This window comes from Lachnospiraceae bacterium oral taxon 500 (assembly GCA_002999035.1).
Classification (GTDB): Bacteria; Bacillota; Clostridia; order Lachnospirales; family Vallitaleaceae; genus W11650.
Genome location: CP027241.1, coordinates 2,421,532 through 2,447,141, shown reverse-complemented (window position 1 = coordinate 2,447,141; position 25,610 = coordinate 2,421,532). Strand labels below are relative to the sequence as shown.

General features: G+C 39.5%; 40 protein-coding genes and 2 pseudogenes. 41 read left to right on the top strand and 1 reads right to left on the bottom strand.

The genetic code is table 11. The annotated features are described in order from the left end of the window. The 6 genes from C3V36_11205 (at position 1) to C3V36_11180 (ending at position 3,560) form a co-directional block, all read left to right on the top strand. A complete protein-coding gene (locus C3V36_11205; protein AVM69756.1) occupies positions 1 to 588 on the top strand; it encodes a hypothetical protein in 588 nt (195 codons plus the stop codon). Continuing rightward, positions 585 to 1,247 carry a DNA replication protein DnaC gene (locus tag C3V36_11200; protein ID AVM69755.1) on the top strand — a complete coding sequence of 221 codons (663 nt, stop codon included), beginning with the start codon at positions 585 to 587 and terminating at the stop codon, positions 1,245 to 1,247. The genes C3V36_11205 and C3V36_11200 overlap by 4 nt, the downstream gene beginning before the upstream one ends. Then, a complete protein-coding gene (locus tag C3V36_11195) occupies positions 1,244 to 2,551 on the top strand; it encodes a DNA helicase (GenBank protein AVM69754.1) in 1,308 nt (435 codons plus the stop codon). Before C3V36_11200 ends, C3V36_11195 begins: the two co-directional genes overlap by 4 nt. Further along, on the top strand, positions 2,541 to 2,774 hold the full coding sequence (locus C3V36_11190) for a hypothetical protein (protein ID AVM69753.1): 234 nt from the start codon (positions 2,541 to 2,543) through the stop codon (positions 2,772 to 2,774). The genes C3V36_11195 and C3V36_11190 overlap by 11 nt, the downstream gene beginning before the upstream one ends. 69 nt (positions 2,775 to 2,843) lie before the next feature. Next, a complete protein-coding gene (locus tag C3V36_11185; protein ID AVM69752.1) occupies positions 2,844 to 3,299 on the top strand; it encodes a transcriptional regulator in 456 nt (151 codons plus the stop codon). Continuing rightward, complete coding sequence (locus C3V36_11180; GenBank protein ID AVM69751.1) at positions 3,300 to 3,560, top strand: XRE family transcriptional regulator; 261 nt, start codon at positions 3,300 to 3,302, stop codon at positions 3,558 to 3,560. It begins immediately after the preceding gene. Between the two features lie 41 nt (positions 3,561 to 3,601). On the opposite strand, the gene C3V36_11175 is transcribed toward C3V36_11180, so the two are convergent. Continuing rightward, entirely contained in the window at positions 3,602 to 3,988 is a 387-nt protein-coding gene (locus C3V36_11175; GenBank protein AVM69750.1) for a hypothetical protein, read from the bottom strand. Positions 3,989 to 4,246: 258 nt separating this feature from the next. On the opposite strand from C3V36_11175, the gene C3V36_11170 reads away from it, so the two are divergent. From C3V36_11170 to C3V36_11000, 35 genes and pseudogenes are all read left to right on the top strand, one after another. Further along, the gene (locus tag C3V36_11170) at positions 4,247 to 4,627 is read left to right on the top strand and encodes a hypothetical protein (protein AVM69749.1); all 381 of its coding nucleotides are present in this window, start codon (positions 4,247 to 4,249) and stop codon (positions 4,625 to 4,627) included. Further along, the gene (locus C3V36_11165) at positions 4,624 to 5,649 is read left to right on the top strand and encodes a DNA primase (GenBank protein ID AVM69748.1); all 1,026 of its coding nucleotides are present in this window, start codon (positions 4,624 to 4,626) and stop codon (positions 5,647 to 5,649) included. The genes C3V36_11170 and C3V36_11165 overlap by 4 nt, the downstream gene beginning before the upstream one ends. A 14-nt stretch (positions 5,650 to 5,663) precedes the next feature. After that, positions 5,664 to 6,257 carry a sigma-70 family RNA polymerase sigma factor gene (locus C3V36_11160; GenBank protein ID AVM69747.1) on the top strand — a complete coding sequence of 198 codons (594 nt, stop codon included), beginning with the start codon at positions 5,664 to 5,666 and terminating at the stop codon, positions 6,255 to 6,257. A 261-nt stretch (positions 6,258 to 6,518) separates the two neighbouring features. Further along, a complete protein-coding gene (locus C3V36_11155; protein AVM69746.1) occupies positions 6,519 to 7,157 on the top strand; it encodes a hypothetical protein in 639 nt (212 codons plus the stop codon). A gap of 222 nt (positions 7,158 to 7,379) precedes the next feature. After that, a complete protein-coding gene (locus tag C3V36_11150; GenBank protein AVM69745.1) occupies positions 7,380 to 9,551 on the top strand; it encodes a DNA polymerase I in 2,172 nt (723 codons plus the stop codon). Between the two features lie 97 nt (positions 9,552 to 9,648). Beyond that, positions 9,649 to 10,356 carry a hypothetical protein gene (locus C3V36_11145; protein AVM69744.1) on the top strand — a complete coding sequence of 236 codons (708 nt, stop codon included), beginning with the start codon at positions 9,649 to 9,651 and terminating at the stop codon, positions 10,354 to 10,356. A 181-nt stretch (positions 10,357 to 10,537) separates the two neighbouring features. Further along, the gene (locus tag C3V36_11140; protein ID AVM70533.1) at positions 10,538 to 11,482 is read left to right on the top strand and encodes a phosphoadenosine phosphosulfate reductase; all 945 of its coding nucleotides are present in this window, start codon (positions 10,538 to 10,540) and stop codon (positions 11,480 to 11,482) included. A gap of 105 nt (positions 11,483 to 11,587) precedes the next feature. After that, positions 11,588 to 13,210 (top strand): DNA methyltransferase, encoded by a 1,623-nt coding sequence (locus C3V36_11135; GenBank protein AVM69743.1) that lies wholly within the window; start codon positions 11,588 to 11,590, stop codon positions 13,208 to 13,210. 102 nt (positions 13,211 to 13,312) lie between these two features. Beyond that, positions 13,313 to 14,119, top strand: a pseudogene (locus tag C3V36_11130) (hypothetical protein). Positions 14,120 to 14,331: 212 nt separating this feature from the next. Further along, positions 14,332 to 14,802 carry a penicillin-binding protein-related factor A, recombinase gene (locus tag C3V36_11125; protein ID AVM69742.1) on the top strand — a complete coding sequence of 157 codons (471 nt, stop codon included), beginning with the start codon at positions 14,332 to 14,334 and terminating at the stop codon, positions 14,800 to 14,802. Continuing rightward, positions 14,795 to 15,166 (top strand): hypothetical protein, encoded by a 372-nt coding sequence (locus C3V36_11120; protein ID AVM69741.1) that lies wholly within the window; start codon positions 14,795 to 14,797, stop codon positions 15,164 to 15,166. Before C3V36_11125 ends, C3V36_11120 begins: the two co-directional genes overlap by 8 nt. After that, positions 15,141 to 15,683, top strand: coding sequence for a hypothetical protein (locus C3V36_11115; GenBank protein ID AVM69740.1), 543 nt, complete (start codon positions 15,141 to 15,143; stop codon positions 15,681 to 15,683). The genes C3V36_11120 and C3V36_11115 overlap by 26 nt, the downstream gene beginning before the upstream one ends. A 2-nt stretch (positions 15,684 to 15,685) precedes the next feature. Further along, positions 15,686 to 16,081, top strand: a complete 396-nt coding sequence (locus tag C3V36_11110; protein AVM69739.1) for a hypothetical protein — start codon at positions 15,686 to 15,688, stop codon at positions 16,079 to 16,081. Positions 16,082 to 16,091: 10 nt separating this feature from the next. Next, the gene (locus tag C3V36_11105) at positions 16,092 to 16,328 is read left to right on the top strand and encodes a hypothetical protein (GenBank protein AVM69738.1); all 237 of its coding nucleotides are present in this window, start codon (positions 16,092 to 16,094) and stop codon (positions 16,326 to 16,328) included. 9 nt (positions 16,329 to 16,337) lie between these two features. Continuing rightward, on the top strand, positions 16,338 to 16,712 hold the full coding sequence (locus tag C3V36_11100; protein ID AVM69737.1) for a hypothetical protein: 375 nt from the start codon (positions 16,338 to 16,340) through the stop codon (positions 16,710 to 16,712). Further along, positions 16,713 to 16,898, top strand: a complete 186-nt coding sequence (locus tag C3V36_11095) for a hypothetical protein (protein AVM69736.1) — start codon at positions 16,713 to 16,715, stop codon at positions 16,896 to 16,898. Beyond that, a complete protein-coding gene (locus tag C3V36_11090) occupies positions 16,895 to 17,137 on the top strand; it encodes a hypothetical protein (protein ID AVM69735.1) in 243 nt (80 codons plus the stop codon). Before C3V36_11095 ends, C3V36_11090 begins: the two co-directional genes overlap by 4 nt. Before the next feature lies 1 nt (position 17,138). Then, positions 17,139 to 17,474 carry a hypothetical protein gene (locus C3V36_11085; protein ID AVM69734.1) on the top strand — a complete coding sequence of 112 codons (336 nt, stop codon included), beginning with the start codon at positions 17,139 to 17,141 and terminating at the stop codon, positions 17,472 to 17,474. A gap of 1 nt (position 17,475) precedes the next feature. Then, a complete protein-coding gene (locus tag C3V36_11080; GenBank protein ID AVM69733.1) occupies positions 17,476 to 17,847 on the top strand; it encodes a nucleotide pyrophosphohydrolase in 372 nt (123 codons plus the stop codon). Continuing rightward, positions 17,847 to 18,044 carry a hypothetical protein gene (locus C3V36_11075; protein AVM69732.1) on the top strand — a complete coding sequence of 66 codons (198 nt, stop codon included), beginning with the start codon at positions 17,847 to 17,849 and terminating at the stop codon, positions 18,042 to 18,044. The genes C3V36_11080 and C3V36_11075 overlap by 1 nt, the downstream gene beginning before the upstream one ends. Further along, positions 18,028 to 19,035 carry a recombinase RecA gene (locus tag C3V36_11070; protein ID AVM69731.1) on the top strand — a complete coding sequence of 336 codons (1,008 nt, stop codon included), beginning with the start codon at positions 18,028 to 18,030 and terminating at the stop codon, positions 19,033 to 19,035. Before C3V36_11075 ends, C3V36_11070 begins: the two co-directional genes overlap by 17 nt. 129 nt (positions 19,036 to 19,164) lie before the next feature. Continuing rightward, the gene (locus C3V36_11065; protein ID AVM69730.1) at positions 19,165 to 19,407 is read left to right on the top strand and encodes a hypothetical protein; all 243 of its coding nucleotides are present in this window, start codon (positions 19,165 to 19,167) and stop codon (positions 19,405 to 19,407) included. Between the two features lie 40 nt (positions 19,408 to 19,447). After that, positions 19,448 to 19,744 carry a hypothetical protein gene (locus tag C3V36_11060; GenBank protein ID AVM69729.1) on the top strand — a complete coding sequence of 99 codons (297 nt, stop codon included), beginning with the start codon at positions 19,448 to 19,450 and terminating at the stop codon, positions 19,742 to 19,744. A 14-nt stretch (positions 19,745 to 19,758) separates the two neighbouring features. Beyond that, entirely contained in the window at positions 19,759 to 20,178 is a 420-nt protein-coding gene (locus tag C3V36_11055) for a hypothetical protein (GenBank protein AVM70532.1), read from the top strand. Positions 20,179 to 20,243: 65 nt separating this feature from the next. Then, positions 20,244 to 20,573, top strand: a complete 330-nt coding sequence (locus C3V36_11050; protein ID AVM69728.1) for a hypothetical protein — start codon at positions 20,244 to 20,246, stop codon at positions 20,571 to 20,573. Between the two features lie 105 nt (positions 20,574 to 20,678). Continuing rightward, complete coding sequence (locus tag C3V36_11045) at positions 20,679 to 21,485, top strand: hypothetical protein (protein ID AVM69727.1); 807 nt, start codon at positions 20,679 to 20,681, stop codon at positions 21,483 to 21,485. Positions 21,486 to 21,529: 44 nt separating this feature from the next. After that, entirely contained in the window at positions 21,530 to 21,844 is a 315-nt protein-coding gene (locus tag C3V36_11040) for a hypothetical protein (protein AVM69726.1), read from the top strand. A 3-nt stretch (positions 21,845 to 21,847) separates the two neighbouring features. Continuing rightward, entirely contained in the window at positions 21,848 to 22,072 is a 225-nt protein-coding gene (locus C3V36_11035) for a hypothetical protein (protein AVM69725.1), read from the top strand. 47 nt (positions 22,073 to 22,119) lie between these two features. Continuing rightward, positions 22,120 to 22,497, top strand: coding sequence for a hypothetical protein (locus tag C3V36_11030; GenBank protein ID AVM70531.1), 378 nt, complete (start codon positions 22,120 to 22,122; stop codon positions 22,495 to 22,497). A gap of 127 nt (positions 22,498 to 22,624) precedes the next feature. After that, on the top strand, positions 22,625 to 22,930 hold the full coding sequence (locus tag C3V36_11025) for a hypothetical protein (GenBank protein ID AVM69724.1): 306 nt from the start codon (positions 22,625 to 22,627) through the stop codon (positions 22,928 to 22,930). After that, a complete protein-coding gene (locus tag C3V36_11020; GenBank protein ID AVM69723.1) occupies positions 22,917 to 23,672 on the top strand; it encodes a lytic transglycosylase domain-containing protein in 756 nt (251 codons plus the stop codon). Before C3V36_11025 ends, C3V36_11020 begins: the two co-directional genes overlap by 14 nt. Before the next feature lie 65 nt (positions 23,673 to 23,737). Further along, positions 23,738 to 23,940 (top strand): annotated as a pseudogene (locus C3V36_11015) (hypothetical protein). Beyond that, a complete protein-coding gene (locus C3V36_11010) occupies positions 23,915 to 24,313 on the top strand; it encodes a hypothetical protein (protein AVM69722.1) in 399 nt (132 codons plus the stop codon). Before C3V36_11015 ends, C3V36_11010 begins: the two are co-directional and overlap by 26 nt. Continuing rightward, on the top strand, positions 24,313 to 24,555 hold the full coding sequence (locus C3V36_11005) for a hypothetical protein (protein AVM69721.1): 243 nt from the start codon (positions 24,313 to 24,315) through the stop codon (positions 24,553 to 24,555). The genes C3V36_11010 and C3V36_11005 overlap by 1 nt, the downstream gene beginning before the upstream one ends. A 101-nt stretch (positions 24,556 to 24,656) precedes the next feature. Beyond that, positions 24,657 to 25,250, top strand: coding sequence for a DNA methyltransferase (locus tag C3V36_11000; protein ID AVM69720.1), 594 nt, complete (start codon positions 24,657 to 24,659; stop codon positions 25,248 to 25,250). Positions 25,251 to 25,610: the final 360 nt, after the last annotated feature.

The following is a 25,610-nucleotide window of genomic DNA, read 5'->3' as shown; positions in this document are numbered from 1 at the left end:
ATGAAATGTTTTGAAAAAAGATGGAGGTATTCCACGGGGGTTAGGACTAACGGTAGATGGATAACTAATCGTCTATACTCTATTTGGAAAGGTATGCGTAGTAGATGTACTAACTCTAAAAATAAAGCCTATAAGAATTACGGAGGCAGAGGAATAACTGTATGCGATGAGTGGCTTTCTTATGATAATTTTTATGAGTGGGCTATGGCTAACGGGTATGATGAGAGCCTAACGATAGACAGGGCAGACAATGACGAAAATTATGAACCGAGTAATTGTAGGTGGGTGCCTATGGAGTGTCAGTTGAGAAATAAGCGGAGTACAGTTAGGGTAGGAGAGAAGTGTTTATCAGAAGTGGCGAGAGATATGGGAGTGGATGTTCATTGTTTACAGTATAGGCACAGTAAAGGGCTACCGTTAAATGCTCCAGTAAAAGATCGTACAAAGAGGTTGTGTGGAGGAAGAACACTAAAAGAAATTTCAGACGAAACTGGGTTAAGGTTGTGTACTTTAATTTACAGATGGAATAAAGGAATACGGAATTATGAAGATCTGACCGCCGAAGTGAAAAGGGGGGTAGTAAGATGAAATGTTTTGCATCCAACTACTGTAAGATGGATAGAGCTCATTGTAGCGAGTTATGCGGGGCGTACAGGGTACTTAGGGCTTTATTTAATCTTAGTAGGATGCCAGAAAAGTATAGATACACAATAAAACTCACTCCAGATGGACAAGACTTAAAGGCGTTTACCGCTCTTAATGACTATAAGGAGAATGTACTCCAGATGGTAGAGAGCGGGCAAGGGCTTTATATCTGGGGAGGAAGTACGGGCACTGGGAAAACGAGCTGGGCGTGTAAGATAATGAGCCACTATTTTAGAAAAATCACTTTTAATACGGGGCTTGAAAATGAGGGGCTATTTATCTTTTTACCAAGTTTCTTAGAGGATCTTAGGAACAGTTACAGCGATAAGGAGCCCGACTTTGAGCGGATGCTTGAAATGGTAAATAGCTGTAAGCTCTTAATTATAGATGATATAGGGGCGGAGCGTGTAACAGAGTGGGTAGCGGAGCGTATGGTAAGTATTATAAACAGGCGATCATCTAACGGGCTGTGTACGATATATACAAGTAACTTATCTCCAGATCAGCTAAAGGAAAAGCTGGGAGATCGGATAGCGAGTAGGGTATTTGGAGGCTCTCAGATAATCGAAATTAAAGGCGGGGATAGGAGGTTAGGCGTATGATTGAGCAGAGCTTGATATGTAAAATCTTAGAGGCTACAGACTTAGAGCTGCTCAATGCCAACGGAGTAACCTCTGAAATGTTCCTCACTTGTAAGGATGAGGTAGATTTTATCACTACTCACTATAACAGCTATAAGCAGATGCCAGATAAAATTACATTCTTAGGGCGTTTCAAAGATTTTCAAATGTTAGAGGTAACAGAGAGTGTAGATTATTTAGTGCTTAAATTGAAAGAGGCATACATCTATACAAAGCTGGTACCTATCGTACAGGAAACCGCAGACTTAGTAAGAGAGGACAGCTTAAAGGCGATTGAGTACATCAAGGCTCAGATAGAAAACCTTGAGAGAGCTATCCCAGTAAGCAAAAACAAGGACGGGTATGACATTATCTCTAATGCTAAGGATAGATTGGATGATTATAAAAAGCGTTGTGAGGTTAAGGGGCTTATCGGGATTCCTACTGGAATTGATAAGCTGGACGAGCTTACAAATGGCTGGATGTGGGGAGAGGAGCTTGTAGTAATTACAGGGCGTACTAATATAGGTAAGACTTGGATTGGAGAATACTTTGCGGCAATGGCGTGGAAATTGGGGCATAAAATTCTCTTTTATTCTGGAGAGATGAGTAAGGAGATGGTAGGCTTTAGGTTTGATACTCTAAACAAGCATTTTTCTAATATGGGGCTCTTAAATGGAGCTCATACGCTGGGAGATAAGAGAGGCACAGACGGAGGAAAGTACTTACAAGCAGACTATGAGGACTATATCAATCTACTCTCTACTCAGAGCGGATTTATCGTAGTTACTCCCGATGATTTTGGGGGAAGAAAGCCGAACGCAGACGAGATAAAGAGTTTAGCGATCAAGCATAACGCCGATATGATTGTAGTAGACCAGCTCTCTCTTATGAGTGATAAAAGGCGGGCAGAGATAACAAGGATAGCGTATAGCAATATTGCAGAGGATTTATTCTTAGTATCGAAAGAGCTTAAAAAGCCAGTACTTTTAATGGCACAGGCGAACAGAGAGGCAGTTAAAAATCGTAAAAAGGGAGAGAGCCCAGAGCTACATGATCTGGCGGAAAGTGATGGGATAGGGCAGAATGCTACAAGGGTTATAGCCTTATCCGTGATAGCTGGAACACTTAAGCTCTCTATCAAAAAGAATAGGTACGGAATGAATAATAAAGAGGTACTAATGATATGGGATATTAACACGGGATACTTGGATCCGCTGATTAAAACGGAGGATAATCCAGAGGTAGCAGACGGGAAAGGAGGTACTAAAGATTATGGCTTTTAAGAAAACTTACGGAGAGGGAGTGCCAGAGGGCAGGCTTGTAGCGATGTACCTCACGGATGAGGGAAATTTACATCCAGTAAGCTATACAAGCGGGGAGCAGATGGATTTAGTAGCTACTATGATCTCAATAGCCTTAGAGCATAAGGTAGTAATAGATGTAAATACAATGATAAATAGCCCTCACGAAAAACTCTCTATTATACATCCGAAAAAAAAATTATAAAATTCTCTCTAAAAGTTACCTCCTTTTCTGATTAGGTTAAGTACCAGTTAGAAAAAGGAGGTAAATTGTATGGTAAGCAGTAAGGACATAGCGGAAGTGCTTGGAAAAAGGCACGATAACCTCCTCCGAGCTATCCGTAAGTACTGTGAGGCTTTAGGAGGGAGTGCAGAAAGTCATTTTATCCCGCAGGGCGAGGGTAAAAAACCAACTTATGAGGTAACGCTGGCGGGGTGCGAACTTATAGCGGGTAGAATGGTCGGGCAGGCTGGAGATATTTTTAGAGCTTGGTATAAAAACAAGTTTGATATTCCAGAGGAAGTAGCTCCCGTGCCTGTAGTAGATGAAAAATTATTTACTGTAGCAGAGATAGCCGAACAGCTTAGAGTAAGTGAGAGATCGGTTTACCGCAATATCCAGATGGGTAAGCTGGAGGCGGTAGAAAAGGAGATATTGGTACCGACTGTTAAGAAGTTTGTAACTCCAGAGGCTTTAGAGAAATTTAAGGCGGAAAAGGAGGGCTGTTAAATGGGATTTTTTGAGATGAAATGGAGATTAGTAGCTTGCAGGATGCAGAATGGCTATTCTCAGAAAGAGGTAGCTCAGCTACTGGGTGTAACAGAGAAAACAATTATAAGCTGGGAGCTGGGAAAGACCGCTCCTAATATAGCGATGGGGCAGAAAATAAGTGAGGTTTACGGTATTCCGTTGGCTTACATTGATTTTACGAAAGAGGGTAACAGGTTGGCACTAAAAGACAGAGCTCAAAGTAAAGGGATAACTCTCTAAAGAAAAATCCCTCAGTACCGTAAATACTGAGGGATAGTCGGTTACAGATCCTTATTGTCTGTATCCATTAGCTCATTTATTCTATGAGCTATCCCGATAAGTAGCTCCAGATCCATATCTGAGAGTGTGATAGAGAGCTTAAAGAGCTCATATAAAGGGGGCTTACTCTCAAGTAGCTTAGAGATAAGAGCAGGATCCGTAGTGAATGATTTTTGAGAGAACATCACGGGATCCCTTAGTAAGTCAACTTTATCTATCCTCAGATAGTTAGCTACCGCCTCTATCCTATCCATACGAGGGGTATTTTTACCAGTACACCACTGGGAAACGGTAGAGGAGCTGTAGCCGAGATCGTTGATTAGATCTTGTTGGGTTTTACCTTTAAGGCTTAGGTAGTAAGTGAGAGCCTTAGCAAAGGTTTGATCCATATTTAACACCTCCTCTCTTAGGGAATAATACAATTATACAGTAAAACGGAATAAATGTAAAGAAAAACAGAGAAAAAACTCTGTAAAACAGAAAAATATGTATTGACATCTCTATTATTTAGAGATATAATACATAATGTGCTCTATCCGATAGAGTGGGGCAGGCAGAGGGAGTGCCCCACTCTATATATTTTTACTGTCAATCTCTATAACTTAGAGAATGATATACAACAAAACAGGATTAAAGGAGGTAAACAGATGAATTTATCGGAAATCAGAGAGGCGTACAAAGCCCGCAAGATTGCTTTTGAGCAAGCAAAGAAAGAGGAGGAAAAGTATAAGGCACTCCTCAAGGATGCGATGCTGGAGGCTGGCGAGAAAGATTACACGGATGAGGACGGATACAGATTTGAGCGTATCGTGCAGGAGCGTAAGAGCATTGAAGAAGAAAAGCTCTTAGGAGAGCTCCACGAGAGAGGACTTAAAAGCTGTATTAAGACCGTAGAGGTAGTAGATGAGGATGCAACTCTTAAGGCAGTAGAAAGCGGAGAGCTCCCACAGGAAGTACTCAGCGAGTGCCTCAAGGTTACAGAGGTTGTAATGCTCAAGATGACCGCACCGAAGAAGTCTAAGAAATGATTACGGTATGGAAAGTGCCCATTGTAGCTACCGTAGAGCAAGTACTCAAGGATATAAAACTCCAGCTATACGGTAGTGGGCTACTCAGAGAGGTAAAGGATACAGGCTCAGATCTTATGTGTACTTGCCCATTTCACGGAGGCGGTAAGGAGCGTAATCCATCGTGCGGAGTGAGTAAGGCAGAGAAAAGCGTAAACGGTAAGACATACGAGGCAGGAACAGTACATTGTTTCACTTGTGGATATACAGCAGATTTACCGCAATTTACCGCCGATATGCTGAGGCTTAGAAACTCTTTGGAGGGCTACAAGTGGCTGGTAGGTAGATATAACTACTCAACGAAAGAGAGAGAGCCTTTACAACTAAACCTCTACAGAGGAGAGGAAAAGAGTACAAGCTCAATGGATGAAGAGCTGGAGGAAAAGTACACGCAGGCACTCTTAGACAGTCCAGAGGCGTGTGAGTATCTCCACAAACGAAAGATAGCCAACTGGATCCTACCAGCGTTTAGGCTGGGCTTTGACGGGGATGATAGCACAATCCTTTTCCCAGTTAGGAGTATGGATGGGAAAATCGCTTTTTACAAGGGCAGGAGCATTAAAGGCAAACATTTCTATAACGCTAAGGATATAGACAAAAGCTCTAAAGTGTTCGGGCTCTGGGAACTCTGTAACGGGCATTTTGAGAGCGGGATAGCTACATCAGAGAGTGAGATATGGCTCACAGAGAGCGAGATAGATGCCTTAACTCTTATCTCTTACGGAAAGTACGCAGTAGCGATTATGGGTTCTCATATCTCAGATGAACAGTGCAGAGAACTGGAGCGAGCTCCATTCAGAAAATACATCTTAGCCACAGATAACGATGAGGCGGGAAGAAAAGGAGCTCAGCAGATTAAAAGGCTCTTAATCCCCAAAGGTTTCAGATTTACCAATCTCAAGTGGAATACCCAGTTAAAAGACATCAATGATTTAGCCAAAGAGTACGGAGGTAGCTTGTTTGACTACCTCACAGGATATTAAAGGAGGAAAACAGGATGAATAAAGGATTTACAAATGAAATGTTAGTTAAAAACTACAAGGATAGCAGAGATGAAAGCTATTTAGCCGAGCTCATTAAGCAGAATACACCGCTTTTAAGAATTTTGGTAACACCTTACCTTAGCTCAATTCCACATAGCGAGTATGAGGATTTGATCGCAGAGAGCTATATGCCAATGCTTAAGGCGATTGAGGACTTTGACGAGGCAAGAGGCTTAGCATTTACTACTCTCCTTAAAGCGTATGTAAGGCAAAACCTTAACCGTCTGTATAACGAGGCTACCCGCAAAAAGAGATATACAGGATCTGCTCCAGTATCTTATGAGGCTCTTACAGAGATTAACAAAGAGGGCGGATGTGAGATGGATAGCTACTTTACGGTAGAGTGTGCAGATGTTAAAGATTTTGAGTTTCAAGACCTTATTAACAGCTTATCCCTCAATGATAAGGAGCAGGTAGCGGTAACGATCCTTATGGACGGGGGCTCTAAGGGGGAAGTTGCAAAGGCTCTTAATTGTACTCCAGCAACAGCCAACTACTACTTTAAGAGTATCAGAAAAAAGTTTGTTTTAGCAGGAGTTTCTCTCTAAATAATCCAGAGTTAGCTGATTAAGTTAAGTATCAAGCAAAAGGCGAGAAACAAAGGAGGTAGAGAGATGATGAGAGGTTTAAGAACACTCTTAGCAATTCTAAGAGGAGAGGCGGTAGTGCTCATCAAGACAGACGAACATAAAGCGGATGTAGTGGTGGGCAAGTTTGTAGATAAAAGTTTTGCCATCAATTCGATGGCAGGGGCTGTAAAGGCTCTGATGTAAACACGAAAAAATAAAGGATAGTAGGAGGATATAATAATGGGTTTGCAGGATTTAATTAACAAGTATGACGGTGGTACATTCACTAAAACAGGATGGTTTCAGCTTAAGGATGACGGGGATACCGCAACGGTACGCCTCCTCCATAAAGGAGAGGTAGGCGTAGAGGAGGGAACGCAGGAGCCTAAGTTTGATTTTCCAGTTTATGAAGTACATAAGCTGGATGTGGACGGATCGGGCAGAGATCGTATGGTACTCTGTAAAGGAGAGGGTTGCGAGATTTGTAGAGCAGGGCATAAGCCACAGCTTAGGATGTTCTTACAGATGATTAACCTTGACGAAAAGGATAAGGAGAAACAGCTCCAGCTCTGGGAAAGAGGTATCACGGATATTAAGGCTCTTATCGGTTTAGCTGGGGAGTATGGGGATCTTACCGAGAGGGATATTAAGATTAAGCGTAGCGGGGCTAAAGGCTCTATGAAAACTACCTATCAGTATTTCCCAAAAGATAAAAAGGAAAGAGAGCTCCCAGAGCCTCAAGAGTTGGTAGGCTCCCTAATCTTAGACCTTGATAAGGAAGATCAAATTAGAGCTATCGAGGGCAGATTACAGCTTAAGAGGAGCGGGGATAATAATGAGGACAGCTCCAGCGGAAATAGTGCAACGAGGGTATTTTAATAATTACCTCTTGGCAGACAAAAAAAAACAAATGGAAGTTAAAGGAGTGAGGATGATAGGTATAATTGTTGTGCTCAATTATGAGGGATAACAACCTAAAGAAAGCCTCTTAGATATTTGAATGCACTCATTGAGAGGGATACCCTTATAAAGCTGGGAAATAGGGTAATTAGGGGGAGGAAAGGTAAAAGCCTCCTCCTTTTTCTAATAGGAGGATAAAGGATGAGTAGGGATACGATTAAGATAGATATGAGCAGAGAGGTGGTAGAGCTTAACGATCTTAGTGCAAGGCTGGCTCATAAGAAAGTAACTAACATTGCAGTAAAAAGAAACCTCACAGCTCTTAAAAAGAGCTTAGAGGTAATCAACGAGCTTGTAAAAAGTGGCAGATTAAAGCCAGAGGGCGAGTACGAGGTTATTAGAACTCCAGAGAGATTAAAGGAGTTTATGGAGACTTATGTAAACGGTATCGGGGAGTATGTTCTGGATATAGAGAGTACGGGGCTTGATGTATATAACGATATACTGGTAGGTATCTGTATTTATAATCCAGATTTACCGAGTGCCTATGTGCCTTTTAACCATACCGACCTACAGAATATCAGAGTACCTAATCAAATGACAGAGGAGCAGGTAAAGGAAATTATGCTCCCTTACTTAGCAAATGATAGCCTTAAGTGTATAAACCATCATATTAAATTCGATGATAAGATGCTTACTTTTAACTGGAGGCAGAGGATTGCTAATGTATGGTGGGATACCAATATTGCAGGCTGGGTACTCAATGAGAACGAAAAGCACGGACTTAAGCCATTGTATAACAAGTATATCCTCAATGGCGAGGGATCAGATGAGGACTTTTCAGATTTATTCGAGGGTATTCCTTGTAACTACATTCCGATTGAGATATTTGCAATTTACGGGGCGAACGATGGCTTTAAGACTTGGGCGGTATATCAATTCCAGAAAGAATATTTAAGAGAGGATCATCCGAGAGCGGACTTTAGGAGGCTCTATTATGTATTTAGAGAGGTTGAGATGCCCCTTATAGATGTATGTATGGATATGGAGCTTAGAGGCGTAGAGATAAGGGAGGATTATGCGAAAGAGCTCTCTATCAAGTTTAACGAAGAAATGGCGGAAAAAGAGGCTTTATGTGATGCTTATGTATCTAAGTTTGATAAATTTATAGAGGAAAATTCTACTCTTATGAGGCTTACCAAAGGCACAAAGAAGATAAACTATAATAGCTCTCAGCAGGTAGCAAGCCTCTTATATGATGTGTTCCAGCTCAAGAGTGTAAGTCGAAAAGAGCCGAGAGGTACAGGAGATAAGATTATCCAGCTCCATAGAAATAAAGCGAAAAAGGCGGGAACGAAAAAGGGGCAGGAGTTTATAGAGTTTTTAGATAACTACCAGAGATACAAAGAGTGCGGAAAGCTCTTAGGAACTTATGTAGACAAGATACCAGCGGTAAAATGTGAGAAAACTAACGCCGTACATACTACTTTTAACCAGTACGGAGCGGTTACAGGGCGTTTCTCCTCCTCTGATAGTGTTACTAAGATTAACCTCCAGAATATTCCGAGCCACGATAAGAGTATCCGTAAGATATTCAAAGCGAGAGATGGATATAAGCTAGTAGGCGGAGATTTTAGCCAGATTGAGCCACGAGTACTCTCATTCTTTAGCGAAGATGAGGCGATGCAGGAGGCATACAGAGAGGGTAAAGATTTATACGCTATTATGGGATCTAAGGTATATGGAGTACCTTATGAGGATTGTAGAGAGTTTTATCCAGATGGTACCGTAAATGCTGAAGGAAAGCACAGGCGTACAACGATGAAAAGTGTTCTCTTAGGAATAATGTACGAGCGTGGGGCGAAAGCGATAGGAGAGCAGTTTGATAAATCTCCAGAGTGGGCTCAAAAGCTCATAGATGATTTTTATAAGAGTTTTCCTAAGATCCAGCAATTTAGGCTTAAGGTGGAAAAGATGGCGGAGGAGTTTGGCTTTGTTACTACTGTATGTGGTAGAAAACGCAGGCTCCCAGATATGCAGTTACCTAACAAGGATGATTATAGGTATCAAGAGGCACATAGGCAGAGCCTTAACTCAGTTATACAGGGTAGCTCAGCCGATATTATGAAACTCTCAATGATTGCAATTTATAGAGATCCACGCTATAAGGAGCTGGATTGCAATATGATTATAACCGTACACGATGAGCTGATTATGGAGGTACCAGAGGAGAACATTAAGGCAGGGGCAGAACTACTCACGGAAACGATGAAACGAGTAGGGCACGATCTTATCCATCTCCCTATGAGTGTGGATGCTGAGGTAAATTCGTACTGGTACGGGGAGAATTTGGCGGAGGATTATGGCATATAGAAAATAGATAGTTTAGAATTATTTTAGGACTTAGACTAAATATGTACCTCTTTTGTGATTAAGATAGGTAACTTAACTCACAAAGGAGGTATTTTTTATGAAGTATTTAGGAAGCAAAGGCAAGCTCTCTAAAGAGCTTGCTCCGATTATTCAAAGTTACATCACTCCTCAAACGAGAGGCTATATAGAGCCATTCGTGGGGGGGGGCAATATGATAGACAAGATCTATCACTCTAATAAGATAGGGTATGATATACATTATTATCTTATAGAAGTACTTAAGGCTTTTTCTGAGGGGTGGGATCCTCCTAAGCAGTTATCCGAAGAATTTTATAAGGAGCTCCAGAAAAACAAAGAAAACTTTGATCCTAAACTGGTGGGGTATGCAGGGTTTCAGTTATCGTATGGAGGTAAATGGTTTGGAGGATACAGGAGGGATAAAATAGGAAAAAGGGATTATGCGGATGAGGCATATCGAAACAGTAAAGCACAGATACCTCTATTAAAAGGAGTTAAGTTTGAAAGGAAAGACTTTAGAGATATAGATACATCTAATTTAGAGAATTATGTTATTTATTGTGATCCTCCGTATAAAGACACTACAAAATATGCAGATAAAAATTTTCCGTATGCAGAATACTATGAGTGGGTAAAGGATCTCAGTAAGAGAAACACGGTTTTAGTTTCTGAGTATTGGATGCCCGATGAGTTTACTTGTATATGGAGTAAAGAGCATAAAGTCTATTTAGATAATGTGAGTAGTAATAAAAATTTGAGAGTTGAAAAATTGTTTAGATATATCTAAAAATACGCCTCCTTTGTGATTAGGTTTAATAAACACAAAGGAGGTATTTTATTTTGAAAGGAGGTATTTTATTTTGAAAGTAGATATTTTTAATCCAGATAAGAAGTATCAAATAATTTACGCAGATCCCGCTTGGGGATATAAAGATAAAGTTCTTGCAGGCAAGAGAGGGGGGAATGAAATGACAAATGATTTTTTAAAATTAGCAGCGCAAAATTTAATAATTTATGATGCGTTTATTAAGTGTGATGGGATTCTAAAAACTCACAAAAATATAGCCATGTCAATCTCTGGTGGAAAAGATTCGGATATTGTGTTAGATATTGTGCATAAACTTGATAAGGAAAAGAAATGCAGATATATTTTCTTTGATACAGGCATCGAATATCGTGCAACAAAAGAGCATTTAAAATATCTTGAACAAAAATATAATATCAAAATTGAACGTTTTAGACCTAAAAAATCAGTTATAAAATCTTGCCAAGAACACGGACAACCGCTTCTTTCAAAATACGTTTCAGAGATGATAAGCAGATTGCAAAAGCATGGCTTTAAATGGGAAGATCAATCATTTGAAGAACTCATTTTAAAATATCCAAAGTGTAAAGTTGCAATAGGGTGGTGGACGAATTATCACAAAAGTGATCAATTCAACATTAGGCGTAACAAAGGCTTAAAAGAATTTATTTTAAAAAAAAACGGGGTTGATTTTAAAGTTTCTGTGAAATGTTGCGACTATGCAAAAAAGAATGTATCAAAAAATTTTGTTAAACAAAACAGCATTGATTTAATGATTACTGGAATTAGAAAAGCTGAAGGCGGTATCAGATCAAGTGCTTACAGAACTTGCTATGATGAAAAAGGACATTATAGACCGATTTTCTGGTTTAAAAATTCTGATATTGAAGAATATGAAAAGATTTTTGATATCAAACATTCTGATTGTTACGAAGTTTATGGTTTGAAAAGAACTGGTTGCGCAGGGTGTCCGTTTGTGAAAAATCTTAAACAAGAACTTGAAGTGATAGAAGAATTTGAAAAGTCTTTAAGTTTTGCGGTAAATCGTTGTTTTGAAAAATCCTATGAGTTTACAAAAAAATACAAGGCAGAATATAGAAGTCTATGATGTAGATGTAAAAGCTTATAATATGCCGAAGGAGCGAGGAAGTTTGAAAGGCAAGTAGTTAACGGGTGGGATTGCTGGGGAAACGAAGTATAGGAGGGATAGCGTATGTTTAATAATGATTTTTATCCTACTCCGCAGGGCTTAATTGATAAGATGCTGGACGGAGTAGATTTTTATAGATTGAGATCCGTATTAGAGCCATCGGCGGGTAAGGGAGATTTAGCAGAGGGAATAAAAAGGGCGTATGATGCTAAAATAGGCTCAAGTTGGAGAGGAAAGAGCGAGCTGGATTTAGATGTGATAGAAATAGAGCCAGAGCTTCAGATGATCCTCAAGGGGAAAGAGTTTAGAGTAGTACACGATGACTTTTTAAGTTATAGTACTTTTAAGCAGTATGATCTCATTATAAGTAATCCACCATTTTCTCAAGGAGCTAAGCACTTATTAAAAATGCTGGAAATGCAGAGCAGAGCGGGAGGGGCTATTATTTGCTTACTCAATGCAGAAACTCTTAAAAATCCATACTCAGTGGAGAGGAAAGCCTTACTCCAAAAGCTAACAGATTATAATGCAACGATAGACTATATTGAGGATGCTTTTATAGATGCGGAGAGAACTACAGGAGTAGAGATAGCACTTGTAAAAGTAGCAATACCGAAAGAAGAAAAGGTATCTTTTATCTTTGAGGAAACTCTAAAAAAAGCGAAAGACTTGGAGTATAAAGAGCAGGAAGATCCAGAGGCTACTAGCTTGGTAGAGAATGATTTTTTAAGGGCTTTTGTAAAGCAGTACGAGGTAGAAGTAGAGGCGGGAGTAAAGCTCATAGATGAGTACAATGCTATGAAACCTCACATACTTAACAGTTTTGATAATGATGGATACTCTAAGCCGATACTTGAGTTAAGCCTAAACGGAGTAGGAAATTCTTTATCCTACAATAATTTTGTAAAATCGGTAAGGATGAAATACTGGAAAGCCCTGTTTAGTAATCCTAAATTTACAGGCAGGCTAACAAGTAAACTCTTATCAGAATATCAGAGTAGGGTACAAGAGTTGGCGGAGTATGAATTTTCTCTTTATAACATCACTACTATTAGAGTAGAAATGTTTAAAGGGGTAATCAAGGGAGTAGAGGATACTATCTTAGAACTATTTGAAGATTTTAGCCATAAGTATCACTACTTGGATGAAACCAGTAAAAATATCCATTATTTCAATGGTTGGAAAACTAATAAGAGCTGGGTAATCAATAAGAAAGTTATTATCCCTCTCAATGCTTTTAGACATTGGAGCTGGGATAAGAGTTGCGAGTATGAGCCAGATAAGCACGAGGTGCAGAGAAAGCTATCCGATATAGAGAAAGTATTTAATTATCTGGATGGAGGGCGTGCAGGTAGCGTAGATCTACATTCGGCACTTGTGCAGGCTAAGTCTAAAGGAATAACGAAGAAAATACAGCTTAAGTATTTTACAGTAACATTTTTCAAAAAGGGTACTTGCCACATTGAATTTACTAATCTGGAGCTACTCAAAAAGTTTAATATCTTTGGAGCTCAAAATAGGAACTGGCTACCTCCTCATTACGGTAAAAAGGGGTACGATGAGATGAGCAAAGAGGAGCAGGCGGTAATAGATGAGTTTGAGGGTAAGGCAGAGTATGAAAAAGTAATGAGAGATAGTAGTTATTATCTGGCGAGTATAGATAAGATGCTAATGATCGAGGGATAAGGTGGCTTATAAAAAGCTCCTTTTTCTTATCTAAAAAATACGCTCATCTGTGATTAGGTTAGTTATCAAGATAAAGCAGGACGATGTAGAGGAGGTAACAGGATGGGATTAAAGAGTTTAATTCGTGTAGCTCAAGGGAAAAATGCAAGTGAATTATCTTTTGAGGATAGTTTCTTAAAAGCCTATGAGGAGGCAGTAAGAAAAAAAGATTTAGCCGAAAAGCAAGAGGATCCAGCGGATTATATTCGACCGTCAAGTATGTACGGGTGTGAGCGTATGATCTTTTTCCAGAGAGTTTATAGCGGAACTCTTACAGAGGAGCAGTCAGATGTACCACTTATTGAGATTTGTCAGAGCGGAACGGACAGGCATTTAGATATACAGTATATCGTAGAGATGATGGACGGGGTAGAGTGCTTAGATCTTGAGGAAGTAGTAAAAGAGGCTAATCAAAAAGGCATCAAGACAGAGTTTGTAGGCTGGAATGAGGATCATACAGAGGGCAGATGTAAAAACGATGAGCTGAGTATCTTTTTCCAGCCAGATGGAATTATACGCTTTATGGGAAAAGAGGTACTACTGGAGATTAAAACAGAAAGTACTTTCCGTTTTAACAATAGATACGAGCCGAAAGAGGATCATAAGTGGCAGGTTACAAGTTATGGAATGGGGTTAGGTATTGACTATGTACTCTTTATTTATGAGGATCGTAATTTTTTACGAAAGAAAATATATCTCTGGAAGATCTCGGACGAGATGAAGGAAAGGGTACTCAAAAAAATAGACACGGTAAATAAGGGAGTTAAAACAGGAACTCCTCCAGCTAAGGATGATACTAAGTGTACCTACTGTAAATTTAAGGAGCAGTGCTCTTTAGTGGAGGCTGGTAAGTGGGAGCATCCTAATCCCACCGCAGTAGCCAAGAAAAAGGCGAAAAGAGGCACAAAAAAGGCAGAGGGTAGCAATACTACCTCTAAGAAGAAAAAGAGCCCTACAAGCCTTAAAAAGTCCTGTAAAAAGGCGGGTACTCTATGCATTATTAGTGGGGAGCCTTGTGATGATGCGGAGGGTGTTTGTTGTGCTGGATGCCCTATATTTGATGCTTGGGCAATAGGAGATGAGTGGTAGTGGGAAAAGGAATAGGAAAAGTATTTGAAAATGAGATAAAAGAGAGTTTCCCGAAAGATTTTTATATTGAAAGGTACAAGGATGATACCGCTGGATTTTATGGAGTATCTAATCCAGCGGACTATCGGATTTATAAATTCCCTTATACATTCTTACTGGAACTTAAAACGCACAAAGGCAGGAGTATCCCTCTTACTAAGATCCGAGATAACCAGATAAAAGGGATGGCGAGGGCAGTAGAGCATAAAGGTATTTATGCGGGATTTATTCTAAACTTTAGAGATTTAGAGGAAACTTACTATGTATCAGTTATGGAAATGGTAGCCTTTATAAACTCAAAAGAGAGGAAAAGCATACCAGTAGAATGGTGTAGGGATAGTGGGTTAAGGATAGAGCAGATTAAAAAGAGAGTAAGATATTCATATAATTTAGCAGAATGGTTAGGGAGGTATTTTAATGAGTAGACTTATAGATTCAGAAATCTTAAAAGAGAGCTATATAAAGAGTGTAAGCATTCCAGAGGTGGAGATAAATTATGCAATGGAGCTAATTGATAGACAGCCGACAGCATACGATTCGGAACTAGGTAAGGAAACACTAAAGGAGTTTTTTGCAGGGAACTGGGTAGATAGCGACAGGTTGCAGCTTGCTACAGGGTTAAGCTTTATTGAGTGCTATTCTATGTTCGATTTTTCAAGAGATGCAGTTTGGTGGAGCGTGGCCGGAAAGACTGAGGAAGAAAGGGCAAGAGAGGGACAGTGCATAACTACCAAATTTAGGCTGAGGCCGGAGAGGATAGGGAATGGCGGCACAGGAAATCTTAAGTAAACTCATAAAAGAGGTACAAGAGGAAAGCACTACAGTAGTATGTTTTTCTAATGAACTAATAGTCAAGTATAGTAGAGATTTAGATAGCGCAATATCAGAGCTGGATATGATTATGGATAGTATTGGAGAGAACTCCATAGAGGATATCCCAGATAATCAGATAGAGTACTACTGTGTAAAGATACCGGCGATTATGTACTATGCGGGACAGAAAGTAGAGGAGCTTGGTATGCAGGCAGATATAGCTTCTAACAGCAAAAAGATTGCTCAAAATGACGCAATGTTAAAGGTAAGCGGTACCGTACAGGAAAAAAAAGCAAAAGTGGAACAGCTTACAGAGGATAAGGTATTAGTAGAGGCGATATATCGCAGAGCTTATAATACTTTAAAGGTAAAGCTGGAGATGGCGGAAAAAGTTTATAGTGGCCTTAAAAAGGCTCTTAGTAAAAGAATTGCAGAGGTAGATCTTAATCGTTTTAGTAAGGATAGCTATTTGCCGAGAGAGGAGGACGATTAGCGATGAGCGAGATAAACGATCTATATCATTGTTGTAGGTGGTGCTCCTATTATCGTAATGGAGAGTGCCAGAAAGCCTCAGACATCTTTGAAAATCCTGTTGAGGGAATAATTACAGGCATTGTAGAGGACGGAAAACTGAGCGAGGCAATACAGGAAAGTATCAGCCCTCCAGAGTTTTACAGACTTAAAGGCGTTCTCAACGAGTTTAATATTTCAAAGAAACGCCAGCAGGAGATACTAAAGGCGATAAATACAGATTTTGAGGATGGTATTACAGATATGGTAGAGAAGGTAGATGATACAGTAAGTACTCTCCTTTATAATCATATAGGTACAGAGCTTGAAGGGATGGAGATCAAGGACGAAAACGAGTTTTACTGTAAACATTTCTTATAGGAGAGTGTATATGACTAAGGTTGTATGGGTTTTAGAGTGGGATTTTCACTTATATACTGTAAATTTTGAAGAAAAGGAAGTTAATAGAGAGATTTTGTATTTTGATAGATTTGAGGAGTTGCTTGCTACTTATCGAAAGAAAAAGAATGCGTTATTTATGGGATGTTTAAATTATAACACTAACTTTAAACTGTATAAGGGGAATTGTGAAGAGGCAGATATTAAAAGTTTGGACGAGCTTTTATAAGAGGGCGTGATGAAAGAATATCAAAAAATCAAGTTTAGAGCTTGGGATCAGGAGTGTAAAAGATGGACGAATTATCAAATTTGTGATGATATGTTGTTGTTTTTTGTTAAACATACAGGCGTATGGAAAAGAGATGATACAGGGGAAAGGTTTGTCTTGATGCAATACACGGGCATTAAGGACGTAGACGGGACGGAGATATATGAAGGAGATATTTTAGAACTTACTCTAAAAGATGAAATCTTTAGGGCAGAGGTAGAGCGTAAAAAAGACTGTTTTCAAGTAGTAATTGACGGGAAGTATAGTAGTTTACTTGCTTGGGTTACAGGGTTAAAGGTAATCGGGAATGTTCACGAGAGATGGAAAATTGAAGGAGATGTATAGATGAAAAATTATAAGGAAGTCGATGAGGAGATTTTAGATATGGCTCAGACATTAGGAAGTTTTAATGTGGGGTTTATAGGCGATATTTCAACATTTATCGAGGAGATGAGGCAGGAGGGGTGGAATTGCAGATTAAGTGATACTACTGGGAGAATTGTTTGCGAAAGGATTAGGAGCGAAAAGTGATCGAGGAGAAAATAACCGCCTTTTTAGACCATCTCAAGGCTCAAGGGGTAGAGATAACGGGGGAAACAGTTTTTATCTGTAATGATGGGGTAGTATTGTTTATTCCTAACGAGCGGGGTGTAGATATAGCAGTGGTTAGAAATCCTATAACGGTAGATTACACTTTAGGGATAACTGATAAAGAAGTAGAGCTGTGGACTACTACAGCGGAAATAGTAAAAGAAATGGAGGAAAATTAAGATGGAAAATGTAACAGTAAAAGATGTAATCCTTGATAAGAAAATGGACGGGTACGGGTTTAAGAAAGAGGACTTTAAGGCACAGGGAGAGATTATGGTAGAGATCACTCTGGGTGAGTACAGGAGCCTTGTTAGTGGAGTTGCTACTAAGGAAAAAGATATTAACGATGCTAATAAGGATAAGTACGAGCGTGAAGGCGAAATCAAGGCTCTTAAAACGCAGGTAGAGGCACTTAAGGCAGAAAATTATGAGCTTAAAAAGGCTCTGGAGACCAAGGAAACACAGTTCGTAGAAACCGCTGGAAAGGATGAAAGCCGGAAAGGGGGAGAGTATTAAAATGATAGGAAAAGATTATGTAAAGATGGCTATGGTTACGAACGATGGCAGAGCTAACAAGCGTATTATCAATAAACTCAACTCTGAGAAGTATGATGTAGGAGGAGTGCTTAACGGATGCTTAGGTTTATCTGGAGAGGCGGGAGAAACTCTGGATATGATTAAAAAGTGGGTATTCCACGAAAAAGAGCTTGATGTAGAACATCTTAAGAAAGAGCTGGGGGATGTGATGTGGTATATGGCTATGATTTGCCACTCTATGGGGTTTGACCTTGACGAGATCCTCCAGATGAACATTGAAAAATTGAGAGCCAGATACCCGCAGGGGTTTGATGTAGCCAGAGCTAATAACAGAGAGGAGGGAGATGTGTAATGGGTATTATGGATGCTTTTAATCCAGAGGATCGTGTAGAGGTTACAAAAAGAGAGTTATTAGATTTTATGCTGGGAAAGGCTAAAACAGAGCTCCTTGTCAATGGGCTTAAAAATGGCGTATCAAATGAGGATATGCTCAAGGTGCTTGATGTAAAAGTACTCAGAGAGGCGGTAGAGGATGGCGGAGATAGATAACCTCATAGCAGAGGTAAATAAGAAGTACAAGACGGATATAATCCGAAAAGCCAGCGATCTTAAGATAAGCGAGTTTATCCCTTACACCTCTCCTCAGATGAACTACTTAACAAGGGGAGGCATACCAGTAGGGCGTATGGTACAGCTTGTAGGGCTCCCTCAGAGCGGAAAGACTACCACAGCTTTAGATATTATCTCTAACTATCAGAAAAAGGATAAGACGAGGTACACGGTATATCTGGATGCAGAGAATACTCTGGAGAAAGAGTGGGGCGAGATAATCGGCGTAGACTGGGGCAGAGTTATCCTAATACAGCCAGAGGCGGAGTACGGAGAGCAGTTACTTGATATGCTCTTAGATTATATCAAGAGCGGAAAGGCAGGGCTTGTAGTCTTAGACAGCGTACCGTTTATCGTTCCAAAGGCGGTACAGGAGAAAGGACTTGATGAGAAAAGTTACGGAGGAAACAGTGCTCTTATTAAGAGCTTTTGCGATAAAGTAGTACCGTTACTACATAAGAACTCCTGTACCTTTTTAGCCCTTAATCAGCTCAGAGAGAATATCGGAAATCCTTACAAGCCTTATAAGATACCTTGCGGAACAGCCTTAGCTCACGCTTGTAGCCAGATTCTTTGGTTTACAAAAGGTTCACTACTGGACGAAAAGGGCAACGAAACAAGTAGTAACTATGGAACGCCGAGCGGGAACTTAATCAGCGTGAAGATGGAAAAAAATAAGGTTACTAAAAACGATCGTAGGCTTGGAACATACACTCTTAATTATTTTATGGGGGTAGATGAGATAAAGGATACTATTGATATGGGCATCGTGTTATCCATTATCCAGCAGAGCGGGGCGTGGTTTACCCTTACCCTTAAGGATGGAAAAGAGAAAAAGTTGCAGGGCAGAGCGGGAGTGCAGGAGTTTTTTGCCTCAGAAAAGAAAGAGCTGGAACACCTTAGAAAACGGGTATATGAGGCTACTGTGTAATATGGGGGAGGGTGTAAATAGCCCTCCCTTAAAAATTTATACAGGGGATATATAAAAAGTACTTGACATTATTATATAGGGGGTATATAATAAGTGCAGTGAAACAGGAAATCAAGGAGGTAAAGGATAATGGAAATTAGAAGATTGAAAAATGCTAAGTTTGGAACTAAGAGGATTGCTATAATAGTTACGGGCTGGGCGTTCTATGTAGAGGGAAAAGGTTACTTAGCATTTAGTAACTCTGTTGACAGATACGGTATCATCGTTCCATATATTCCGCAGGGAGGAAAGCTGGCGTTACAGGCTATCCTCAATGGGGGAGGGTTTACCAACTTTGACGGCATCGAGTATGTAAAGGAGTTGGGAGCATAAAGCTCCTACTCATACAGGATATATAAAGGAGGTATAGGATATGAAACTTTACAAGGATAAGCAAGGAAGAAAGCTCTACCCAGTTTGTGGCTGGGAGAAAAATCAGCATAAAATCTATAATGCTCACGACAGGGCGATGAACAGGCTTTATGATGAGGATTATAGTGAGGATGCTCAGAAAGAGGTAACCAGAGTAGAGCGGGCGTTAGAGGCGTTTGATAGATATGTAATACAGGGTATTGTTTACGCTACTTATGAGGAGAGTTGCTTAATTAAGGACATTGTAGGGGCATACGATATTAGGCACGATATGATGGGGAACTGGAGGACGGTTTAATGGGAAACGAGGTAATCTCTATTCCTAACAGGGTAGAGCTTTACAGGAAGATACTTAGGGGGTGTAAAGCATTCCCTATCGTAAACTCCTTTATACAGCCGATAGACAAGATACAAGCTCTGGAGGCAATAAGAAAGCTCAATACAGACTTAGCAGATGCTTATATGGTACCTCTCCCTGTAATCACTTGCTGGGTAAGAGATGATAACTATGTACCAGTTACACAGGAGATATACTTAACAGAGCCAGAGCTTAAGGCTTTTCTACACCAGTTTAGGCACCATCTTCAGAACATAGAGAGGCGGTACGAGAGGAGAGGGCTTACTACAGAGGGAAATCTGGAGATAGCCGATGTACCTTACACGAGATGTTATTACAGCCTTTACGGAGAGGATGATGCGAGGGCGTGGGTAAAGTTTCTAACAGAGGATTGAATTTTCCTCATAATTGAGTTACAATATAGGAGGTATATAATATTGTAATTTAAGTGAGGTGTAATATGAAAAAATCTGAGGAAAGTTTAGGAGCCTTTTGGGATGAATGGAAGAAAGAAACAGAAGAATTGGAAAAGTCCACTCAAGAGATGGTAGAAAAAATTAAAAGAGAGGCTAAAGAGAAAAATAAAATTTTAGAGGAGAGATGGGACGCAATAAATAAATATAAAGTTAAAGTAACTAAGTGCTATTTAGTGCAAATATTTAACGAAAATTTGAATGAGATAAAGAGTGAGTATTCTTTTGAGCCTACAAAGAAAGACGCTGAGGCAGTAGGTTATAAGATTGTGGAACAGTTAGTGGATGAGGAGTTAAATAGTCCTGAAATAAAATAGGTGTGATAAAAGTAATGGGATCTCAAAAGGATCCTCTTTTTTTTGTCTAAAAATTCCGCTCTTTTATGATTAAGTTAAGTATCAAAACAGAGAGGAGGCGGTACGATGGCGGATAAGAGAGTAACCTCAACGGATATAAAAATAGCATTAAGTAAGCTACATAGCACTAAGTCTACCTATTTCCTTACAGAGTGTAAGACTTGTTCTACATATTTTCCAGATCCACAGGGGTTACTTAAGTTTGACGGGTTGGCGATAACAAAGAGTTACACTAAGCCTAATATTATAGGCTATGAGATCAAGATTAGTAGGAATGATTTTAAACAGGATAATAAGTGGCATTTATATTTACAGTATTGTAATGAATTTTATTTTGTAGTGCCCACAGGGTTAGTAACTAAAGATGAACTCCCAGATAATGTAGGGCTCATATACTATAATGCAGATACAGAGGCTCTTAGGACAGTTAAAAAGGCACAGTATAGGCTGATTGATAAACCTGTCGGAGTTTATGAGTATATTATCTTTAGTAGGTTGGAGGAGGATAGGCTCCCATTTTATAACGATCGTAAGGAGTATTGTAAGGATTATCTTGAGGATAAGATAAACAGGAAGTATATAGGAGATAGGTTAGGTACTAAGATGGCTATGGATTTACAACAGGCTCATAAGAGATTGTATGAGGTGGAACATAGCGAGAATGAGCTTGAATTGTGGAAAGCGGTAAAGAGGGTACTACAAGATAAAGATATTTTAGGATATTGGAAAAGTGATAAGGAAATGGTGGTAAACAAGCTTAAGGATGCTTTATCTGGAGCTTTTCCGAATGAGTTATCCACAGTAATTAACGGGCTGGAGTATTACCTTAAAACACTTAAGAGATTGCAAGAGGAGAATACAATCAACGATTAGAGCGGAGTAAAGCTGGAGGTTCCAAAAGGAACGGGGAGGATGTAATGGAAGATGATAAAAAGTATTTATATGATCGGCTTATCCGATTAGGAGATATGATGGGGGATGGATGCCATCACGAACCAGATGGAAAGTGGATAGAGCGGGAGTATAGAGATACACTTAAATTACTTGGACTCTCTCCTAAAAAATCTGTAAAAAGGGATACAAAGAGTATAAATAAGTTTATGGAGAAAAGATTGCAAGATGTTAGATGTGAGTGTGGAGGTAAACTATTTCAGAGTAGAAAAGGCTCATTTATAGCTACTTGTAGTATTTGCGGAAAGCGGTACAAGTTGGGGGCAAGAAAGCGAGGGTAAAAGGTGGTTAAGGCAAAATTGGAGGAGTATTTAGGTAAAGTAATTACAGTTACTTTATTCGATGGGGATGTTTATACGGGTGTGTTGAGGAAAACTGGTACAGATGAATTAAAAACAGACCCTAATCTGTATTTACCGAAAGGCAGGTATTTTATAGATAAGGGAAATGAGTACTCCTCATTATTTAGGAGCTCTCACATTGTTAAGTTTAAGGAGGGAAAGGCGTGAACACGAGGAAAAAGAGTAGCCAGCAGGAAAAAAGAATAGCTAAGGCTATGGGAGGAAAGCAGATAATAGGATCTGGATCTACTCCTTTTCTAAAGGGGGATGTAGTAGCGGGAAAGCTCTTTATAGAGGCAAAGACGAAGATGACACCGAGTAAGCAGATAACGATAAAAAAGGACTGGATAGACAAGGCAAGGGAACAGAGCTTAGCTACCCGAAAAGAAGATTATGCAATAGCGGTATCGTTCGGAGATGCTAAAGAGTATTATCTTATCGAGGATAGTCTTATGGAGGATTTATTTAAGAGTAGAGAGGCTCTTAGAGCTATCGTAGATACGCTGGGAGGCTTAGAGGATCTTTTAGTAGGAGATTTGGATAACCTTACAGCCAGCGGTATCAGAAAGCTGATAAAGAGGTATTTAGAGTAAACTATCAAAAAATTTTAGATTAATGGTAGTGCATAGATAAAAATATGCACTATTTTTTTTAAATTTTTCTCTAAAAAATTATCTTCTCCGTGATTAGGTTAAGTATCGAAGTTAAGGAGGTTTGAGTATGAGCGTAGGCGTAGAAATGCTGGAATATCTTAAAGAATATTATACCACAGAAAGTAAGGCATTAAAGAGCCGAGATTTACGGACACTCTTTAATCTTACAGATAAGCAGGTAAGAAACATCGTTACTCAGCTTAGACAGGATGGGGAACCAGTTTGTAGCTCATCTCATGGCTACTGGTATAGCGATGATCCAGCAGATATTGAAAAAACTATCCATAGGCTGGATGCACAGGTTAGAAATATGAACATCTCTATTACAGGACTAAGGAAAGCATTGGGAGGTACAGGAAATGAGGAGAACTAAGAAACGGCAGGCGATGATTAAAAGGGCGATAGCTACCGCAGTAGCAGTAGTGCTCATAGTGGGAGCGTTTTTCTGGGGGAAATCGGTTGGAGGATCGAAAAATAAGGAGGGGGCTCCAGACATAACCGTTACACCGATTGCGGAGGAGAAACAGGTAACTACTCCAGAGAGTAAAAAGGAAAGCCCAGAGGTAGCTCACGGGGATCCAGATAATAATACTTATCCTTACTCGATTATGAGTGCAGACTGGGGATCAGAGCCTTATAACGAGGGGTACTCATACTACACCATTCCTAACGGATACAAGCTAAACGGAGGGCTTTTCCCAGAGGTAGCTCAGGTATATCTCTGGAGCTTATGTAAAGAGGCTGGGGTGGATTATTATATGGCACTTGCTCTCATAGAAACAGAGAGCGGGTATAGATACGATGCCACAGGCGATAGTGGGAACTCTAAAGGACTTATGCAGATATATGAGAAATTCCATAAGGATCGTATGGAACGCTTGGGGGTAAGGGATCTCTATAATCCGTATGAAAATATGAGAGTAGGGATAGATGTTATCAAGGAAATACAGGATAGATACCTTGAGAGTAGCGGAGCTCACTGTGTTTTGATGGTTTACAATATGGGGGTATCTGGAGCTAAAAGTCTTTGGGATCAAGAAATATTTAGTACAGAGTATAGCAGGAAAATACTTGAGCGAGCAGAGGAAATAAAGCAGGAATTACAGGATAAATAAAGGGCGTAAAGGATATTAGAAAATCTCTAATATCTTTATTTGCTTGTAAGGAGGTTGTTTATGAGATGCTCAAGGTATCGGACATAGTAAGGTGGATGAGCCCTTTAGATAATGACTACAGCTATGGGGAAATTGTAGATATTAAGGGTTTATGGCTACTGTAAAAGGTATCGGGTTATACAGCAAAGTTACAGAGGTAGTACACCTTAAATACATACAAAAAGTAATAGGAGGTATCAAGCGTGGGAGTAATAAGGGAAATAACTAACTACCCTCTTCTCAGAATGAGCTATAAAGAAAAGCGTACAATAAAATACTTTTTAAGAGGCTGGGGAGCGTTGGAAAGCCTTTGTTACAAGGGAGATACCGTAGCCATCTGTATTTTGTTAGATCTTAAGAAAGTAACCGGGATAGATTTAGATGAGTATAACAATAAGAGTAGGAAAAAGTTTAATGAGGGGTATAAGAGAGGAAAGCTCAGTCAATATCAGTATATGGCAGTAGCGTACTGTTTAGTACTTGGATACTCTCAAGAGGAGTTAGCCTTTGTAATGGGAGTAGATCAGTCTGTAATCAGCAGGAATATCAATAGCGGGATAAAGGCGATACAAAAAGAGTTAGGGGCTTTTGAGGAGGACTAATGGGGAAAAGATTTAGGAGAGTGGAGGACGAGGCGGATAAGTGGCTAAGAGAACACGATCCGTATTATACAAGTAAAAACGGGCACAAAAGAAAAGGAAAAAATAACGCTTATATTACTCCCAGACAGGAGGAGAGTATATCAAGAGTAGAAATACCGTTTAGCCAGTTAAGTAAAAGAGATATGATACAGTTAAAAGGGGTGTTAGGGGTGTTTGATGAGGATGGAGAGTTTAGCCTATAAGATTTTAGCTCCGTAAATACATATTTTTTACTTGTTACTTGCTTTACTTATGAAAGAAAATTACATCTTTAATGAAATGATAAGAAATGGAGGTATTTAAGATGGAGAGTATGGAGATATTATATGGGGATCCGATAGACCTAATACCGTATGAGAAAAATCCGAGAATAAATGATTATGCGGTAAAAAAGGTGTTGGAGAGCATTAAGGAGTTTGGCTTTAGAAATCCTATCCTTGTAGATGAGGATATGGTAATCATAGCAGGGCATACAAGGAGAGAGGCGAGCATACTGGCGGGGATGGAGAGCGTTCCTTATATTATATTAAAAGATCTGACGCCAGAGCAGATAAAGGCATATAGGATAGCAGATAACAAGCTGGCAGAACTCTCTAACTGGGATGAGGATCTCTTAAAGGCTGAGTTATTTGAACTACAAGCGGTAGACTTTCCTTTAGAAGTAATGGGCTTTACGGAGATAGACCTACAAGGTATCTTTGAGGAGAAAGAAATTGAGGAAGAAAAGGAAAAAACGCCGAAAGAGGAAAAGACTACTCTACCTATGCTAAGATTTGGAAGTAATAGCGTAAGAATAACAGAGGATGACCTCATACTCCTTAGCAATAGATATAACGAGTATGTAGAGCTTACTCCAGAGGAGGGCTTTATATCGTGGCTACTAAAGAGAGGGCTCTAATAAAATAAAAAAAAACGAAAAGGGGCGGGAAATAGAGCCTCTTTTTTATTTATTTCATTACAATGAAAAAACAATGAAACGGCGGAAAAGAGAAAAACGGGCAAAAAGATAGAATAATACTCTATCTAATAAACAAAGAAATAGTAAAGATACCTAATGAAAAAGAGTACTGAAAAGATAATTATAGTTTCTAATTCCTTAAGGAAAATATTGTATAGAGGTAAATAGTAAAAATACTCCTCAAAATAAAGGTATTTATCATAACAGGAGTACGGTAAGTAAGAAAAACTGTAGAAAATACCGCAAAATACAGAGATAGAGGGAAAAGGGCGGAAAATCAAGGGAAAGGAGGTAGAAATG

What these genes read in the sequence shown, in the direction of transcription:
- C3V36_11205 (AVM69756.1), top strand. Translation starts at nt 1, where the DNA reads ATGAAATGTTTTGAAAAAAGATGGAGGTATTCCACGGGGGTTAGGACT.
- C3V36_11200 (AVM69755.1), top strand. Translation starts at nt 585, where the DNA reads ATGAAATGTTTTGCATCCAACTACTGTAAGATGGATAGAGCTCATTGT.
- C3V36_11195 (AVM69754.1), top strand. Translation starts at nt 1,244, where the DNA reads ATGATTGAGCAGAGCTTGATATGTAAAATCTTAGAGGCTACAGACTTA.
- C3V36_11190 (AVM69753.1), top strand. Translation starts at nt 2,541, where the DNA reads ATGGCTTTTAAGAAAACTTACGGAGAGGGAGTGCCAGAGGGCAGGCTT.
- C3V36_11185 (AVM69752.1), top strand. Translation starts at nt 2,844, where the DNA reads ATGGTAAGCAGTAAGGACATAGCGGAAGTGCTTGGAAAAAGGCACGAT.
- C3V36_11180 (AVM69751.1), top strand. Translation starts at nt 3,300, where the DNA reads ATGGGATTTTTTGAGATGAAATGGAGATTAGTAGCTTGCAGGATGCAG.
- C3V36_11175 (AVM69750.1), bottom strand. Translation starts at nt 3,988, where the DNA reads ATGGATCAAACCTTTGCTAAGGCTCTCACTTACTACCTAAGCCTTAAA.
- C3V36_11170 (AVM69749.1), top strand. Translation starts at nt 4,247, where the DNA reads ATGAATTTATCGGAAATCAGAGAGGCGTACAAAGCCCGCAAGATTGCT.
- C3V36_11165 (AVM69748.1), top strand. Translation starts at nt 4,624, where the DNA reads ATGATTACGGTATGGAAAGTGCCCATTGTAGCTACCGTAGAGCAAGTA.
- C3V36_11160 (AVM69747.1), top strand. Translation starts at nt 5,664, where the DNA reads ATGAATAAAGGATTTACAAATGAAATGTTAGTTAAAAACTACAAGGAT.
- C3V36_11155 (AVM69746.1), top strand. Translation starts at nt 6,519, where the DNA reads ATGGGTTTGCAGGATTTAATTAACAAGTATGACGGTGGTACATTCACT.
- C3V36_11150 (AVM69745.1), top strand. Translation starts at nt 7,380, where the DNA reads ATGAGTAGGGATACGATTAAGATAGATATGAGCAGAGAGGTGGTAGAG.
- C3V36_11145 (AVM69744.1), top strand. Translation starts at nt 9,649, where the DNA reads ATGAAGTATTTAGGAAGCAAAGGCAAGCTCTCTAAAGAGCTTGCTCCG.
- C3V36_11140 (AVM70533.1), top strand. Translation starts at nt 10,538, where the DNA reads ATGACAAATGATTTTTTAAAATTAGCAGCGCAAAATTTAATAATTTAT.
- C3V36_11135 (AVM69743.1), top strand. Translation starts at nt 11,588, where the DNA reads ATGTTTAATAATGATTTTTATCCTACTCCGCAGGGCTTAATTGATAAG.
- C3V36_11120 (AVM69741.1), top strand. Translation starts at nt 14,795, where the DNA reads ATGAGTAGACTTATAGATTCAGAAATCTTAAAAGAGAGCTATATAAAG.
- C3V36_11115 (AVM69740.1), top strand. Translation starts at nt 15,141, where the DNA reads ATGGCGGCACAGGAAATCTTAAGTAAACTCATAAAAGAGGTACAAGAG.
- C3V36_11110 (AVM69739.1), top strand. Translation starts at nt 15,686, where the DNA reads ATGAGCGAGATAAACGATCTATATCATTGTTGTAGGTGGTGCTCCTAT.
- C3V36_11105 (AVM69738.1), top strand. Translation starts at nt 16,092, where the DNA reads ATGACTAAGGTTGTATGGGTTTTAGAGTGGGATTTTCACTTATATACT.
- C3V36_11100 (AVM69737.1), top strand. Translation starts at nt 16,338, where the DNA reads ATGAAAGAATATCAAAAAATCAAGTTTAGAGCTTGGGATCAGGAGTGT.
- C3V36_11095 (AVM69736.1), top strand. Translation starts at nt 16,713, where the DNA reads ATGAAAAATTATAAGGAAGTCGATGAGGAGATTTTAGATATGGCTCAG.
- C3V36_11085 (AVM69734.1), top strand. Translation starts at nt 17,139, where the DNA reads ATGGAAAATGTAACAGTAAAAGATGTAATCCTTGATAAGAAAATGGAC.
- C3V36_11080 (AVM69733.1), top strand. Translation starts at nt 17,476, where the DNA reads ATGATAGGAAAAGATTATGTAAAGATGGCTATGGTTACGAACGATGGC.
- C3V36_11075 (AVM69732.1), top strand. Translation starts at nt 17,847, where the DNA reads ATGGGTATTATGGATGCTTTTAATCCAGAGGATCGTGTAGAGGTTACA.
- C3V36_11070 (AVM69731.1), top strand. Translation starts at nt 18,028, where the DNA reads ATGGCGGAGATAGATAACCTCATAGCAGAGGTAAATAAGAAGTACAAG.
- C3V36_11065 (AVM69730.1), top strand. Translation starts at nt 19,165, where the DNA reads ATGGAAATTAGAAGATTGAAAAATGCTAAGTTTGGAACTAAGAGGATT.
- C3V36_11060 (AVM69729.1), top strand. Translation starts at nt 19,448, where the DNA reads ATGAAACTTTACAAGGATAAGCAAGGAAGAAAGCTCTACCCAGTTTGT.
- C3V36_11050 (AVM69728.1), top strand. Translation starts at nt 20,244, where the DNA reads ATGAAAAAATCTGAGGAAAGTTTAGGAGCCTTTTGGGATGAATGGAAG.
- C3V36_11045 (AVM69727.1), top strand. Translation starts at nt 20,679, where the DNA reads ATGGCGGATAAGAGAGTAACCTCAACGGATATAAAAATAGCATTAAGT.
- C3V36_11040 (AVM69726.1), top strand. Translation starts at nt 21,530, where the DNA reads ATGGAAGATGATAAAAAGTATTTATATGATCGGCTTATCCGATTAGGA.
- C3V36_11030 (AVM70531.1), top strand. Translation starts at nt 22,120, where the DNA reads ATGGGAGGAAAGCAGATAATAGGATCTGGATCTACTCCTTTTCTAAAG.
- C3V36_11025 (AVM69724.1), top strand. Translation starts at nt 22,625, where the DNA reads ATGAGCGTAGGCGTAGAAATGCTGGAATATCTTAAAGAATATTATACC.
- C3V36_11020 (AVM69723.1), top strand. Translation starts at nt 22,917, where the DNA reads ATGAGGAGAACTAAGAAACGGCAGGCGATGATTAAAAGGGCGATAGCT.
- C3V36_11005 (AVM69721.1), top strand. Translation starts at nt 24,313, where the DNA reads ATGGGGAAAAGATTTAGGAGAGTGGAGGACGAGGCGGATAAGTGGCTA.
- C3V36_11000 (AVM69720.1), top strand. Translation starts at nt 24,657, where the DNA reads ATGGAGAGTATGGAGATATTATATGGGGATCCGATAGACCTAATACCG.